The 13,927-nt window shown below is 61.7% G+C and carries 15 protein-coding genes; 4 read left to right on the top strand and 11 right to left on the bottom strand.

What is annotated here, in order from left to right:
* Positions 1 to 9: 9 nt before the first annotated feature.
* From U5A52_RS02475 to U5A52_RS02450, 6 genes are all read right to left on the bottom strand, one after another.
* Complete coding sequence (locus tag U5A52_RS02475) at positions 10 to 876, bottom strand: alpha/beta fold hydrolase (protein WP_321933764.1); 867 nt, start codon at positions 874 to 876, stop codon at positions 10 to 12.
* 47 nt (positions 877 to 923) lie between these two features.
* Positions 924 to 2,033, bottom strand: a complete 1,110-nt coding sequence (locus U5A52_RS02470) for a flavin reductase (protein ID WP_321933762.1) — start codon at positions 2,031 to 2,033, stop codon at positions 924 to 926.
* Positions 2,030 to 3,052, bottom strand: coding sequence for an LLM class flavin-dependent oxidoreductase (locus U5A52_RS02465; RefSeq protein ID WP_321933759.1), 1,023 nt, complete (start codon positions 3,050 to 3,052; stop codon positions 2,030 to 2,032). The genes U5A52_RS02470 and U5A52_RS02465 overlap by 4 nt, the downstream gene beginning before the upstream one ends.
* Positions 3,053 to 3,108: 56 nt before the next feature.
* The gene (locus tag U5A52_RS02460; RefSeq protein WP_321933756.1) at positions 3,109 to 3,474 is read right to left on the bottom strand and encodes a VOC family protein; all 366 of its coding nucleotides are present in this window, start codon (positions 3,472 to 3,474) and stop codon (positions 3,109 to 3,111) included.
* 69 nt (positions 3,475 to 3,543) lie between these two features.
* Positions 3,544 to 5,205 carry an AMP-binding protein gene (locus U5A52_RS02455; protein WP_321933754.1) on the bottom strand — a complete coding sequence of 554 codons (1,662 nt, stop codon included), beginning with the start codon at positions 5,203 to 5,205 and terminating at the stop codon, positions 3,544 to 3,546.
* Between the two features lie 225 nt (positions 5,206 to 5,430).
* The gene (locus tag U5A52_RS02450; protein ID WP_321909622.1) at positions 5,431 to 6,348 is read right to left on the bottom strand and encodes a LysR substrate-binding domain-containing protein; all 918 of its coding nucleotides are present in this window, start codon (positions 6,346 to 6,348) and stop codon (positions 5,431 to 5,433) included.
* Between the two features lie 315 nt (positions 6,349 to 6,663).
* On the opposite strand from U5A52_RS02450, the gene U5A52_RS02445 reads away from it, so the two are divergent.
* Positions 6,664 to 7,086 (top strand): DoxX family protein, encoded by a 423-nt coding sequence (locus U5A52_RS02445; protein WP_321909620.1) that lies wholly within the window; start codon positions 6,664 to 6,666, stop codon positions 7,084 to 7,086.
* A gap of 101 nt (positions 7,087 to 7,187) precedes the next feature.
* Positions 7,188 to 8,111, top strand: coding sequence for a LysR family transcriptional regulator (locus U5A52_RS02440; RefSeq protein WP_321933752.1), 924 nt, complete (start codon positions 7,188 to 7,190; stop codon positions 8,109 to 8,111).
* A gap of 45 nt (positions 8,112 to 8,156) precedes the next feature.
* Here U5A52_RS02440 and U5A52_RS02435 read toward each other — a convergent pair whose 3' ends face one another.
* From U5A52_RS02435 to U5A52_RS02415, 5 genes are all read right to left on the bottom strand, one after another.
* The gene (locus U5A52_RS02435) at positions 8,157 to 8,834 is read right to left on the bottom strand and encodes an NAD-dependent epimerase/dehydratase family protein (protein WP_321933751.1); all 678 of its coding nucleotides are present in this window, start codon (positions 8,832 to 8,834) and stop codon (positions 8,157 to 8,159) included.
* Between the two features lie 4 nt (positions 8,835 to 8,838).
* Positions 8,839 to 9,696, bottom strand: a complete 858-nt coding sequence (locus U5A52_RS02430; protein ID WP_321933749.1) for an SDR family NAD(P)-dependent oxidoreductase — start codon at positions 9,694 to 9,696, stop codon at positions 8,839 to 8,841.
* An 88-nt stretch (positions 9,697 to 9,784) separates the two neighbouring features.
* Positions 9,785 to 10,630: an SDR family NAD(P)-dependent oxidoreductase gene (locus U5A52_RS02425; protein WP_321933747.1), complete on the bottom strand. Its 846-nt coding sequence runs from the start codon at positions 10,628 to 10,630 to the stop codon at positions 9,785 to 9,787.
* A 57-nt stretch (positions 10,631 to 10,687) separates the two neighbouring features.
* Positions 10,688 to 11,257, bottom strand: a complete 570-nt coding sequence (locus U5A52_RS02420; protein WP_321933745.1) for a TetR/AcrR family transcriptional regulator — start codon at positions 11,255 to 11,257, stop codon at positions 10,688 to 10,690.
* 122 nt (positions 11,258 to 11,379) lie between these two features.
* Positions 11,380 to 12,333 (bottom strand): LysR family transcriptional regulator, encoded by a 954-nt coding sequence (locus U5A52_RS02415; protein WP_321933743.1) that lies wholly within the window; start codon positions 12,331 to 12,333, stop codon positions 11,380 to 11,382.
* Between the two features lie 163 nt (positions 12,334 to 12,496).
* On the opposite strand from U5A52_RS02415, the gene U5A52_RS02410 reads away from it, so the two are divergent.
* Together U5A52_RS02410 and U5A52_RS02405 are read left to right on the top strand one after the other, a co-directional pair.
* Complete coding sequence (locus U5A52_RS02410) at positions 12,497 to 12,862, top strand: nuclear transport factor 2 family protein (RefSeq protein ID WP_321933742.1); 366 nt, start codon at positions 12,497 to 12,499, stop codon at positions 12,860 to 12,862.
* Positions 12,863 to 12,922: 60 nt separating this feature from the next.
* Positions 12,923 to 13,867 (top strand): LysR family transcriptional regulator, encoded by a 945-nt coding sequence (locus U5A52_RS02405; protein WP_321909607.1) that lies wholly within the window; start codon positions 12,923 to 12,925, stop codon positions 13,865 to 13,867.
* Positions 13,868 to 13,927: the final 60 nt, after the last annotated feature.

Genomic DNA, 13,927 nt, shown 5'->3' with positions numbered 1-13,927 from the left:
AAGTCTGCGTCACGTGTATCCACCGGCGGCAGCGGCCAATACGATGGAATTGAACCTGTCCGGCGCTTCAAGCTTCGGCATGTGGCCAATACCTTCGAGCACATGGAGCGTCGAATTGCGCGCTGCCTTGTGTATAGGCCGCGCGTGATCGTCGCCAGGTGCGATGCGATCTTCGTCGCCGATAACGATGGAAATTGGCGCCTCGACTGATGCGACCACCACTGGCGTATAGGCCGAGAAGAGCATGTTGACGGCATGTTCCCATCCCGTTGGCGTAACCGCGTCCCGGAGTGTCGAGACAAGCGCGCGGACCTGGGGCGTGGCGTTGGCGGCGAGCAGGGCGTCGACCACCGAGGCGCGCGCTTCGGGCGACTGCGCCGCTGCGCTTCGCATCAGCGCCTCGCGCGCGGCGGCGCGATCGGAAAGCGTCAGGTGAGCGCGCGCGACGTTGGGCGCGCTCAATACGAGAGCGTGCGTTGCGTGGGCATATTGCGCCGCAAAGGTCGCTGCGATGACGCTGCCCCACGAACTGCCGACAACCGTCGCACGCGAGATGCCCAACGCCGTCATCATCGCCATGACGGCCTCCGCATAGTCGGCGGCGCGAGGCGTTGCGATCGCAAACGGACTGCTTTGTGCGTAGCCCGGGGCATCCCAGGCGATCACGCGATGGCGCGCGGCAAGTCCTGCGAGTTGTGCGCGATATCCCGCCGAGTTCGATCCAATGCCGTGCAGCAGGACGATAGGTGGCGCTGCCTTGTCGCCCGCCTCGCGGTAGGCGATGGTTTGCTTGCCGCTTGGCGAGTCGAGGTTCACCCGGATCTGTGCTACGGGAGGCAAGGCGGCTTCGAGTAAGCGGCTATCTGTTTCAGTCATGGCTTTCGTGGGGTCGCTATCGAGTGCGCTATGTGCGGAGCGGGCATTCATGCTTCGCGCAGCGCTAGAGAAATCTCCTGTGCGGCGGCCTTGAGGGCTTGCGCGCACGGTCCGTCGGTTGCCGCATCGAATTGCTCTGCGGGGCCAATCGCGGTCAAGGCAAGCACTGCCATGCCGTCTGGCGAAAGGATGGGCACGCTGATTGCGTTGGCGAGGACTCGGTCGTCATGAAACGGTCCGGGGCGCCTCGTCGCTACGCGCGAAGCTTTGACCGATTCGAGCATGCCAGAGAAGGTCTCTGCGGCAACGGGCAAATCCTGTGATTCGCGCCGAGCGTTTTCACGCAACTCCGCGACAACGAACCGGTCGATCGCTTCACGCGGAAGAAAGGCCGCGAGTGCAAGCCCGGAAGCCGAAGACGTCACCGGCAGCACGAGCCCCAAAGGCAGATCCGCGGCTACAGGTGTCGCCGCGGCCTGCCAGGCGATCACAGTCGGTCCGTGATTGCCCCATGCCACCAGGGCGAGCGATTTGTCGAGCGTACTGGCGAGCCGCAACATACTGCGGCTCGCCAGTCGCACCGCATGCGGCCGGGATTTCATCGTACCTTGCGTTCCGACCGGAGCGTGACCCAGGTCGTGTGGATCTGCCACCAGGTACTGGCCGCCGCCAAAGACCAGCGGCCGCCGCGCGCTTTGGCGAATGCGCTCGACTGAACCGAGAAAGATCACATGGTCGCCGCCGGGATAGCAGGCAACTGCCTTGCATTCGAGCCAGGCACTGCAATCGCGCAGTACGGGGAGGCCGTCGACCCCGACGTCATATTCGATGCCCGAGAACTTGTCCGGCGATCGCGTGGCGAAATGATTGGCCAGGCCATGCTGATCTTCCGCCAGGATGTTGATCGCAAAGCGCTCTGAATCCCTGAAGGCCGCGTGGCTTCCAGCGGATGTCGCCTGACTCCACAACACAAGCGGTGGGTCGAGAGACACCGAGGAAAACGAATTGGCGGTGAGGCCATGCATTTTTCCTTCGGTGTCGAGCGTGGTTACCACGGTTACGCCAGTTACAAAGGAGCCCAAAACGTTTCTCAGCTGACGTTTGTCGAAAGTTCCGATGGCTGACCGTTCGTGCTCGGACAGAGGAATCGCGTTCATGACGGAACCTTTTCCAGTTCACCGAATGCCGGCATGACGGATTCGTGGAAGAGTCCGATCGACGTTTTGGCTTCCTGCATCGACATATTTCCGAACATGAAGGTGCCGATCAGATAGTTGAAACCGCCGTTGTTTGCCTGTTCCAGCAGCTTTTCACGGACGGTTTCCGGCCGTCCCACCACGGCGAGACCGGATTCCACGAGCGGTTCGAACGTCGGAGGAAGCTTCTGGTTGACGGGTTCGGTGCCGTGCTTCTTCCAGAGCTTGATGAAGTTCGGATAGAACGCAGACCATGCCCGCGAGCCTATTTCCATCGCTTCCTGATCGGTTTCCGCTACGACGATATAGCGATTCACGCCCATGAGCGGTTCTGCTTCAAACGGGTGCCGCTTGGCGAATTCCTCGCGATAGCGGTCGGTGATTGCCCGGACGCGCTGAATGGGGCCTGCGCACACGATGTTCATCTTTTCCTGCGCGGGCCAAACCGTCGACTCGGGCGATGCCAGTGCGTACCACGTCGGCGGCGGCGACTGCAGTGGCTTGATCTCGATGGGCATATCCTTGAACTTCCAGAACGTGCCTTCGTAGTTGAGCGTATCCGAGTTGAGAAAGCGCTTCACGACTTCATACGACTCCACATATCGGGCTTGAGCCGTGGCAGGGTCGACGCCGAGCGCTTCGATCTCGTGGGGCGAGGCGCCGCGTCCCACGCCGTATTCGAAGCGGCCGCCGCTCAAATGGTCGAGCATGCAGATTTCTTCGGCGAGCCGCACGGGATGATGAATCGGAAGAATGTAGACGAGCGGCGAAAGGCGCAGCTTGCGGGTGCGCTGCGCGGCGGCGGCGAGGAACACGCTTTGCGACGGACACGCGCTCAGCGTGGTCGCGTGGTGCTCCGACATGTGATAGCAGTGAAAACCCAGCTTGTCGTACAGTTCGATGATCTGCAGTCTCTCTTCGTACTGCTGATTGATTGGCAGACCATTGCGATCATTTTGGTCAAAAATTCCAAACTTCATGATTTTTCCAGTAATTGAGAATTAGGTGATCTTCGCGCCTGGTGCAGGGCTGCCAATCAACGCGCAGAAGTCTTGCTGAAGACCTGAAAGATGTTGTCTTCGGGGTCTTTGTAGGTGGCGACGAAACCGTGCGTTCCCATGTCGCGCTGCCCGAGCAGCAGACCGCCTGAACTGAGAATCTTCTGTTCGACTTCCGCACGTGCCTCGCCGGCAATCTGGAAAACGGGGACGGCGCCGACCGCGCCTTGTGCGGCTTCCTCTGCGGAACTCAGCGCAAACGCACTGCGTTGCAGGCGGAATTGCGTCCACTTGTTCGCGTCGCGAAACTGGACCGGCATATTTAACGCCGCGATATAGAACTCGGAAAGCCGGCCAACATCTTTCGCGACGATATAGACCGATTGCATATCAACTTCTGCCATGGCGAGTGCTCCAGCAAACTGTGATGAGGAAAGGTGAGGGATCTGGCGAATGCCACTCGCTCAGGAGTGTCAGGCCGTTTGTTGGTCTTGCAGACCGAGTTCATCGCTCATGATTTGCCGGATCAGGTACTTCTGGATCTTCCCGGTCACGGTAGTCGGGAACGAGTCGACGAAGCGAATGTATTTGGGCACTTTGTAATGCGCGATGCGTGGCTGGCAGAATTCGCGGACACTGCCTTCGTCAAGAATGGCGCCGGGCGCGGTGACGATCCAAGCGCAGAGTTCCTCGCCAAAATGCTTGTCGGGTACGCCCACCACCTGAACGTCGAGCACACCGGGGCAGGTGTACAGAAATTCTTCTATCTCGCGCGGATAGAGGTTTTCGCCGCCGCGGATCACCATGTCCTTGATTCTTCCAACGATGTTGACGTAGCCCGCCGCATCCATCGTTGCGAGGTCGCCTGTGTGCATCCAGCCTTTGGCATCGATCGCTTCTTTTGTCCGGTCCTCCTGGTTCCAGTAGCCGAGCATGACCGAATAGCCGCGTGTGCAAAGCTCGCCGGGCTGACCTCGGTCCACGGTTTCGCCGCTCACCTGGTCGACGATCTTGATCTCGAGATGCGGCAGTACCTGACCAACCGTGGTCACGCGCTTGTCGAGCGGGGTATCGGTCATGCTCTGGCAACTCACGGGGCTGGTCTCCGTCATGCCATAGGCGATGGTGATTTCGGAGAGGTTCATTTCGTCCACGACACGCCGCATGATTTCGATCGGGCAAGGGGAGCCGGCCATGATGCCGGTGCGTAGCGTGCGCTTGTCGAATGCCGCAAAGCGCGGGTGATTCAACGCGGCAATGAACATGGTGGGCACGCCGAGCAGCGCTGTGCATCGTTCAGCCTGCACGGCTTCGAGAACGGCTTCAGCGTCGAATCTTGCGGCGGGGTAGACGATTGTCGAACCGTGCGTGAGCGATGCCAGATTGCCCATGACCATGCCGAAGCAGTGGTACATCGGCACGGGCACGCAGACGCGATCCATTTGCGTGAGCTTCATGCATTCGCCAACGAAGTACCCGTTGTTCAGGATATTGCGGTGACTGAGCGTCGCTGCCTTGGGCAGTCCGGTCGTCCCGCTCGTGAACTGGATATTGACGGCGTCGTCCGGACGCACGGTTGGGCGAACCTCGTCGAGCAAAGTGCGGCCGGCCGCCGCGAGGTCGAACAGGCCGGAGAAGCGTTGCGCGCCCGCCTCGTCCGGCGCGCCGCTTTCGTCGATCCACCAGATCGTCTCGAGCTTCGGCAAGCGCGACTTGCCCAATTCCCTCAGCATGTTCAGGTATTCGCTCGAACGGTACTGGACCATCGTCACGATCGCCTTGCACCCCACCAGGTTCAGCGCATGCTCGAGTTCAGCGCTCCGGTAGGCCGGGTTGATGTTCACGAGAATCAGCCCGGCCTTTGCCGTGGCCAATTGCATGAGCAGCCAGGCAATGTTCGTGTGCGACCAGATGCCGATCCGGTCGCCGGGCTCGAGTCCAGAGGCAAGCAATCCCGCGGCGAGATCGTCCGATTTTTGCCGAAGCTCGCCGTAGGTGAGGCGGATGCTTTCATGCAGGCTGATGACCGCAGCATGTTCATTCAAGCGATGGGCGATCGCATCGAAGTAGTCGCCAATCGTCTGATTGATGAGCGCCGTGGTGCGTGTTCCGCGCTCATACGAAAGCGTATTCATGTAGTCTCCTGGATGTTTTGCGTTCAACAATAGTGAACGTATGCAGCATTGTTGTATGTTAGGATGCGCTCACGGACGTGTCAACCCGTTTTGCCGCTGACGTGACTATTCAAATGTCGGCGTGAAGCCACTGGGCAGCGCAGGCGACACTTCGGCAATCAATTTGGATAGCGAAATAAATAGAAACGTCGGCCGCTGAAGGGCCAACGCGCACTCAGGCTCTCGTTATTGCTTGCTGTTCAGCTTTTCGAAGCCCGCGACTAGCGCGTCCAGCAGCTGCCGGACTGCTGGAACCATGCCGCGGCGCGAGGCGAAAATCGCGTGCACGAGGCCGGGTTCGGTGGCAAGCCCAGGCAGCAGGTGTAGAAGCTGGCCGGAACGGATATCGGCATCCACGAGTTCGCGAGGCAGCAAGGCCACGCCAACGCCATTCATCGCTGCGATGCGCAGGCTGGCGAGGTCATCGCTCGCGAGACGCGGCCGATGTGCCCATGACGATGCGTTGCCTTCGGTGTCCACGAGGTTCCAGACAAACTTCTCGCTGCTGTTCGCCATGGAGAGCGTAGGCCACGCTTCGAGTGATTGCAGCGACGCGGGCGCGGCATGGCGTGCGGCCAGGTCCGGACTGGCAACGAGGATCTGCGAGGAGAGCCCGAGTTGCCGGACGGCGAGATCGGTGCTTTCGAGAGGGGGAAGCCGCACGCGGATAGCGAAGTCGAGCCCTTCTTCCACGACGTCCACGCGGCGGTTGGTGGCATCGACGAGCACCTGCACCTCGGGGTTGTCCTGAATGTATTGCGCGATCATCGGGGTAATGCCCGAGCTGAGCAATCCTACCGGGCAACTAATCCGTATCGTGCCCTGCGGTTTGGAGCGTGTCTGGTCGACGATATCCTTGGCGGCTTTCGATTCCGCAACGAGGGCGAGGCAATGCTGGTGAAAGCGCCGCCCAATCTCGGTCAAGGACAGGCTGCGGCTGGTGCGATTGAGCAGGCGAACACCCAGCTCCTCCTCGAGTGCACGAACACGCCGGCTGAGCTTGGATGTCTGCGAGCCGAGGGCGTGCGCCGCCGCCGTGAAGCTCCCGCGCTCGACAACTTCTACAAAGATCCGGAGATCGTTGAGGTCGGTGATCTGGTTCATCGTCGGGCTCTCGCTGAGGATGCGTCGTTCTATCACGCGCAACGTTGCTTTGCAATTCGGGAGATTGGCGCGTGATCGTTGCGGATTTAGTATGGCGCAACTGACCGAGGACGGGTTATTCAGCGGCTACAGAACAGTTGAATCGCGCCGGTTTCGAGCGTCCGGGCAACACGGTGGATGCGGGCGATCTGTCGATCGGAAGGGGTGATGTTTCGTAATCCTGATTGAAATGGTCTGTGCGCGACTGGCGATGGTGGAGGCTGGCGCGAATCCCTATCCTGGTCCACCAAAGTGAACTTCTTTGAGGAGATCGTCATGGAACGATTCAAGTTTATTCCGCTGCTGGGCCGCGTCATGCTGGGTGTGCCCTTTGCGATGAGCGGGCTCAGCAAGCTAGCCGCCTACGCGGCAACGGTTGGCTATATCAAAGCGATGGGTTTGCCCGTTCCGCCGCTCGCGTACCTGGTTTCGATCGTGATCGAGCTGGGCGGCGGCCTGCTGCTGATTTCGGGCTACCGCGTGCGTCCCCTGTCGGTCGTGATGGCCGTGTTCTGTCTGGTCACGGCAGCGTTCTTCCACAACAATTTCGCAGACCAGAATCAGATGATTCACTTCCTGAAGAACGTCATGATGGCGGGCGGCCTTCTGCAGATCGCTTACTTCGGCGCGGGTGCTTATAGCCTGGATCAACGGCTTGGGCGCTTCAGCGCGCGACTGGCAGCGGCCAGTGCGAGCTGAGGCACCGGGCTGAGGCAGCGCGACGGGCCGCCCGTGCAGTATCGACGGGGCGGCCTTTGTCCGCTTCCGCCCCGGTGAGTTTTCGAGTTTAGGAAACCAAAATGTTGGATGGCGTATCGCTGGACCAGCTCCGGGCATTCATCACGGCGGTCGACGAAGGCAGCTTCTCCGGGGCGGCGAGGAAGCTTCGCCGCGCGCAATCGATGGTCAGCGAGCTAGTGTCGAATCTGGAAGGACAGATCGGCGTAGCGCTGTTCGACCGGCGAGGGCGCTACCCGGTTCTGACCGCGCAAGGGCGTGTGCTGCTGGCCGACGCGCGCAATGTTGTTTCCGGCGTGGATGGCATGAAGGCGCGTGCCAAGGGCATGGCGGCCGGGCTCGAACCCGAATTGTCCGTCGTGGTGGACGTCTTTTTCCCGTTTCAGGTTGTCGTCGAGGCCGCGAAGGCGTTTCGCGAGCACTTTCCGGGTGTACCTTTGCGGCTCTACGCGGAAGCGCTCGGCGGTGCTTATCAACCCGTCATCGACGGACGTGCTGCGGTCGGCATCGTGGGTTCCTTGCCTTTTGTGCCGCCAGGACTGACGTCGGAGCGGCTCGCTGGCGTCGCGTTTGCGATGGTTGCGGCCAGTACGCATCCACTCGCCGCGATTCGTGGGCCGATTCCCAAGGATGAACTCGCGCGCCATACGCAACTGGTGCTAACCGACCGGACCGAATTGTCGGCAGGCCACGAATTCGGCGTGATGTCTGCGGCGACCTGGCGCGTTGCCGATCTGTTCGCCAAGCATGCGCTTTTGGTGCACGGGCTAGGTTGGGGCGGCATGCCCGTGCATGCCATCCAGCACGACATTGCGGCAGGACGTCTCGTTGAACTTCACGTCGAAGACGTGCCCGCCGGTGGGCTCGTGCTTCCGATGCTGGCCGTGTACCCCGTTGCGGCACCGCCGGGTCCGGCTGGAAGATGGCTGATCGAGCAACTGCGCGACTGTTCCGCGAGCGCGCCGCACGAATCGCTGGAGGCATAAGCCATCGAGCGACGCACGCAGGGACCGCGCATGCGCGCAACTGGATCACGCTCGCGAACTGGCGAGTCGATGGATATCGGCAGGCTTCAGAATAGCTTGCGGTACACCGCGGCGCACCGCGTTTAGCATCGCATCGCCAATGATTCGGGTAGTCAATACGCTATTTGGCGAGATTCGCCGAACCAATGCGAGTAGCGGCTTGAGGGCGACGTACATCCATCGATACGCGGCCGTGCGCGACTGTATGCCGTCCTCGGGAAAGATCGCCGCCGGCCGGAAAATAGCCACCTGCCGAAACGGCAGGCGCTGCAGCGCATTTTCGGTTTGTCCGCGCACGCGGGCCCACATGCTGTTGCCTCGTTCACTACTGTCCGCGCCCGCGCCGGACACATAGACCATCGTCATCGCGGGGCTCACGCGAAGCAGTTCCTGAGCGATGTGGAGCGTGAGATCGTAGGTGATCGCCCGATAAGCCGCTTCGGCCATGCCGAAGGACGATACGCCTGCACAGAAAAAGCACGCGTCGATACTGGAAAACGCTTCGTCCGTGGCCTGAAAGCCTGCAAGATCCGGCACGGTGAAGAGCTTGAGTCGCGGATCATCGTAGCCCTCCAGCGCGCGCCGGCCGATCACGATGATTTCGGTGACGTCCGCCGCGCAAAGGCACGCACGCAACACGCCCTGGCCGACCATGCCGGTCGCGCCGATCAGTACGACGCGCATGATGTCACTCCGACGGCCACGCGGGCATTGCGGAATCGAAGTCGGCCGCGAGCGTCACGGCTTTCCAGGCTTGCATGGATTCGCGGCGGGCCTGCTCCTCGGCTTCCACGATCTGCCAGGCATCCGAGCCGAGCACGAGCCGCGCGGGCACCGCTTCATGCGAGGCGAGCATCACGATCAGCTTCGCAATGCGCTCGGGGTCGCCCACTTCATGACCCACGTACGCGTCGATCAGCGCCTTGAATCCGGCCATGGAAGCCTCGTAGTCCTGAGGAAGAGTGTGCAGCGTCGTACGCGCCTCGTTGCCCCATTCGGTGCGCATGCCGCCGGGTTCCAGCGTGCAGAGGCGAATGCCGAACGGCGCGACCTCCTTGCCCACGACGTCGCTGAATCCGCCAACGGCCCATTTGGCCGCCTGGTAAGCGGAGAGCCCCGGGCTGCTGATGCGCCCGCCTGCCGACGAGACCTGAAAGATATGGCCGCCGCCCTGGGCGCGCATCACGGGGATGGCCGCGCGCGTGAGGTTCACCACGCCGAAGAAGTTGGTTTCGATCTGCGCGCGGAAATCATCGGCAGGCATGTATTCGAACGGCTGAATGTGTCCGTAACCGGCGTTGTTGACCAAAACGTTAAGGCATCCGAATCGCCGTGCCGCCTCGGACACCGCCTGCTGTGCCTGCTCTTCGTTCGTGACGTCCAGTTCGAACGTCGCGAGGCGCTCGCCATAGCGCGCCTGCAAATCGGCGAGACGCGACGTGTCGCGCGCGCTCGCCAGCACCTTGCCGCCGTCCTGCAACGCGGCTTCGAGAATGGCGCGGCCTAGACCCCGGGACGCGCCAGTAATCAACCAGACTTTTGACATGATCGTTTCAACCTTCGTCGAGCGAGCGGCATCGACAATTTGGCAATGAAAGGGTGGGTGAATGCCTGCGAAATGCGACTCGCAAAGCTCACTGCGGATTGAATCCTGCCTTGCCTTCGAACATCACCGAGTTGGCAAGGTCCTTTTGAGCCTGCAGCGCGGCGAGACTGCGCGTATAGCCGGCCTCGAGCACCGTGTAGGCGTCGCCGCCGAGAACAGTACGCAGCGGCGGCTGCGGCAACTGACTTACCTCGTAGATGGCGCCGGCCATTTTCACGGGATCGCCCGAGGCATACTCATCGCCGACTTCCTTGATCTGCTGGCGCAGCTTGCCGACGACACCGTCCTTGTAATCCGCAAGCGCCTCGGTCCAGCGGATATTCGCGACGAACCCCGTCTTGATGGAACCCGGCTCGATGATGAGGGTCTTGATGCCGAACTCGGCCACTTCCTGGCTCACCGCTTCGGCAAAGCCTTCGAGACCGTATTTCGCGGCGTGATACATCGAGCCGCTCGGAAAGGCCGCACGTCCCCCGACGCTCGTGACATGGATGAACGTGCCGTGCTTTCTCGCGCGCATTGCTGGGAGAAAGGCGCGCGTGACGTGGATGGGCGCGAGCAGATTCAGCGCGAGCTGCTGCTCGATGTCGGCTTCGCTCAACTCCTCCATCGCGCCGATGACCGCGCCGCCCGCATTGTTGACGACGACATCGGCATCCGGATGGCGTGCCGCCACGGCCTGCACCTGCTCGGGACGGGTCACGTCGAGCGACTCCACTTCGAGCTGATCCGGCCAGGACTGCTTGAGCGCGTCCAACGCTGCTACGCGCCGCACCGCTGCAACCACGCGATGCCCTTCGGCCAGGACCTTTTCGGCAAGGGCAAGCCCGAGACCGCCGGATGCGCCGGTAATGAACCACTTTTGACTGGACATGTTGATTTCTCCTTTTCCACATTGAGTGCGTACGCACTCAATTATTAAAGAAAATTTTTACGGCGTGATGGCTCGCCAGGCGGCATGGAAACCCAGCTGGCGGTGACGCTCGGCATCGTCGGGTTGGCGCTCGACAAATTCGATCGTCGTATCGGCAATGCGCTCGATGATGGAGTAGAGAAACGCGATCGGTGCGTCCAGCAGTACGCCGCGCTGCACCGCTTCTTCCATCATTTGCGAAACGGCCATGAACGGCTCCATGCCTTGTGTCCGCGTCTCATCCCACAACTGACCTGAAGCCGAAAGCCTCGCGATGGCGAGCCGCCCGGCCGTGTTCGCCACGCCCCAGCGCACATAGTGCTGGAAGACATGTTCCAGCCGAAGCCGGAAGCCCGCCTCGGAAGGATAGCCAGGCATGATGGTTTCAGCCAGTTCGTGCTTGAGGTGCAGATACAGTTCCTGGAACAGCACGTCCTTGTTCTCGAAATACGTGAACAGTGTTCCTTCGGCAACACCCGCGCGCCGGGCGATACTCGCCGTGCTGGCCAGCACGCCCTGTTCGGCCACGGCTTGCGTTGCCGCAACCAGCAGGGCATTGCGCTTTTCAGGGCTCAAAGGACGTGCCATCGTATTTCGGTTCAATGTAGAGTGAGTACGCACTCAATTATAGATATGGTTCGAGGCGAGTGCAATCACGCGAAAATCGCGCCAGATCGCATCGCCGCTCGCCGATAAAGCAGGTCACGCAATCAACGGCTGCGCGCGCCCGGCGGCTTCCAACCCATCAGCGTCTCGGCGCTCCATTGCGCCGCAGTGAGCCGCGCGATGAAGAAGTCGGCCAATGCGCTCACCTTGGCTGGCCGTGTGCGGGCGGTGGGCGTGACGAAATACAGGCCGCCTTCGGGCAAGCGCCAGTCGGTCAAAACCGGTTCGAGTTGTTTGTCCGCGAAATACTGCGTCGCCACGAACTCGGGAAGCTCGGCGACGGCGAGTCCGGCGAGGAGCGTCGGCAGCAACGCTTCCACGGTCGTGGCTCGCAGCGCGCCGCTTGGCGTGACCGTGCATGCCTCGCCATTTTCGTGCGTAAAACGCCAAACGTCCCGCCGGCTCCTGTTGGCATAGGTCAGGCATTGGTGCGCGCCGAGGTCATGCGGATGCTGCGGCCGGCCATTGCGCGACAAATACACGGGCGATGCCACGACAAACCGGCGCACGGGCGCGATGAGACGTGCCGCGAGCGAGGAATCTTCGAGGATGGCGATACGCAGGGCGGCGTCAAACCCCTCGCCAATCAGATCGGCTTGGGCATCCGTGAGATGAAGCTCCACAGATATGTCGGGATAGGCCCGGAAGAACTCGGGCAGAAGTGGCGCCACCCAGCGCGCGCCGAAGGAAAGCGGCGCCGCGAGCTTGACCAGGCCGCGCGGCCGGCTCGAGGTCTCGCGCGCGAAATCCTCAGCCTCTTCGGCGTCGGCGTAGATTTTCGACGCGCGCTCGGCGAGCGTATGCCCGTAGTCCGTGAGCGCGAGCCGCCTGGACGTGCGGTTGAACAGCCTGCCGCCTAGCCGCTCCTCGAGCCGGGTCACGGCGCGGGAGACTGTGGCGACGGATACGCCCATGGCCGCCGCGGCAGCCGCGAACGAACCTTCCTCGGCAACCTTCGCAAACATCGCGAATCCTTCGAAGTCCGGTAGCTTTGACATCGACAATTTTGCAACGATGGTTTTCGGTCATTTCTATTTCGAAAAATAACATGCGGCCTTAAATTTGTCTCGTCACAACGCCGGTACGGAGATTGTCGTCGGCGGTGGGAAGGCCCGGATTTAATCAGTAGTGCGATTGACTGAATCGATAAGGAGAAATGCCATGAACGAACGGATCAACGAACTGCTCTATCGCAACCTGCAAGAGGTTTTCGGCGAAGGCGATGCAAAGCGTCGCCGCGCGGCGATCGAGGAACTCTATACGGAGGACTGTGTGCTCTACGCGCCTCCCGGCGTATTCGCCGGCCACGATGCGCTCGACACGTTCGCCGGGGCCCTGCGCGCGACGCACCCGCATTTCGCCTACGTGCCGCTTGGTGAGCCACAGGCGCTGCACAACGCGGGCCGTCTGTCGTGGGGATCGGGGCCGCGGGACGAGGCGCCCGAGTATACGGGCGTGGATGTGATCATCGTTCGCGACGAGAAAATCGCCGCGCTCTATGTCTTCCTCGATTCGATGCCGTCGTAGCGGGAAGCCGATTCCATTCTGCGACAATAGCCCGCAATTTCCGCTCTTGCCGATCATGAAATGGAACTCAGACAACTGCGCTATTTTCTCAGTGTCGTCGAACACGGGAGCATGGGCAAAGCCGCGCTGGAACTCGGTGTCGTGACATCGGCGCTGAGTCAGCAGATTAGCCGCCTGGAGGGCGAGCTTTCCACACGTTTGCTGCAGCGCACGTCCAGCGGCGTCGTTCCAACCGATGCCGGCCTCGCGTTCTGGCGTCAGGCGCAACTCGCGCTGCGGCATATCGACGATGCCGCGCTCGCCGCACGCGAAGCGCGTTTATCCGGGCACGTGAGCGTCGGCATGGCGCCGAGCACGGCGAGCGTGCTTGGCGTTGCCTTCATGCAGGCCATGCGCGAGCGCTATCCCCATGTGCGTCTGCGCATGGTCGAAAGCCTTTCCGGTTATCTCGCCACCATGTTGAGCGCGCGGCAAATCGATCTTGCCGTGCTGTTTCGCGAGGTCCCGGCGCAACGCTGGAGCGTGGCGTCGCTGCTCGAGGAGCGGCTATTCGTCATCGGCGCGAGCGATCTCGATGGCATGCCCAGCGGCGCTTCGGTACGTCTCGCGCAGATCGGCAGGCTGCCGCTGATTCTTCCGAGCGGCACGCACGGGCTGCGTTCGCTGCTGAGCGCCGCGTTCAAGCGCGCCAAATACGAACCCAATGTCATTGCCGAAGTGGACGGCCTGGCGCTGCTGATGGATTACGTCCGCGCAGGATTCGGCGCGACCATTCAGCCCGGCGCAGCGCTCGCGCGCCCGGAGAACGTGACGTTGGCGAGCGTGCGCGTGGCCGATAGCTTTGCAACACGCCCCAACATGATCGCGAGTGTTTCCGACGACGAACTGTCGCCTGCCGGGCTGGCGGCGCGTGTCGTGCTCGCCGACGTGGCCCGCCAACTGGTGCGCGAAGGGCGCTGGCCCGGTGCGCGCCTGCGCCCTGACGGCGGTCTTCACAAAAACTGAAGACCCATTAACGGCCCGCTGATGGCGAGGCGAGCGCGCGGTCATTAGAGTGTGCCCGAA

It is taken from the genome of Paraburkholderia sp. J8-2 (genome assembly GCF_905220195.1).
Lineage (GTDB): Bacteria > Pseudomonadota > Gammaproteobacteria > Burkholderiales > Burkholderiaceae > Paraburkholderia.
The sequence above is the reverse complement of the archived record's forward strand: the minus strand, read 5'-3'. Positions and strand labels throughout refer to the sequence as shown.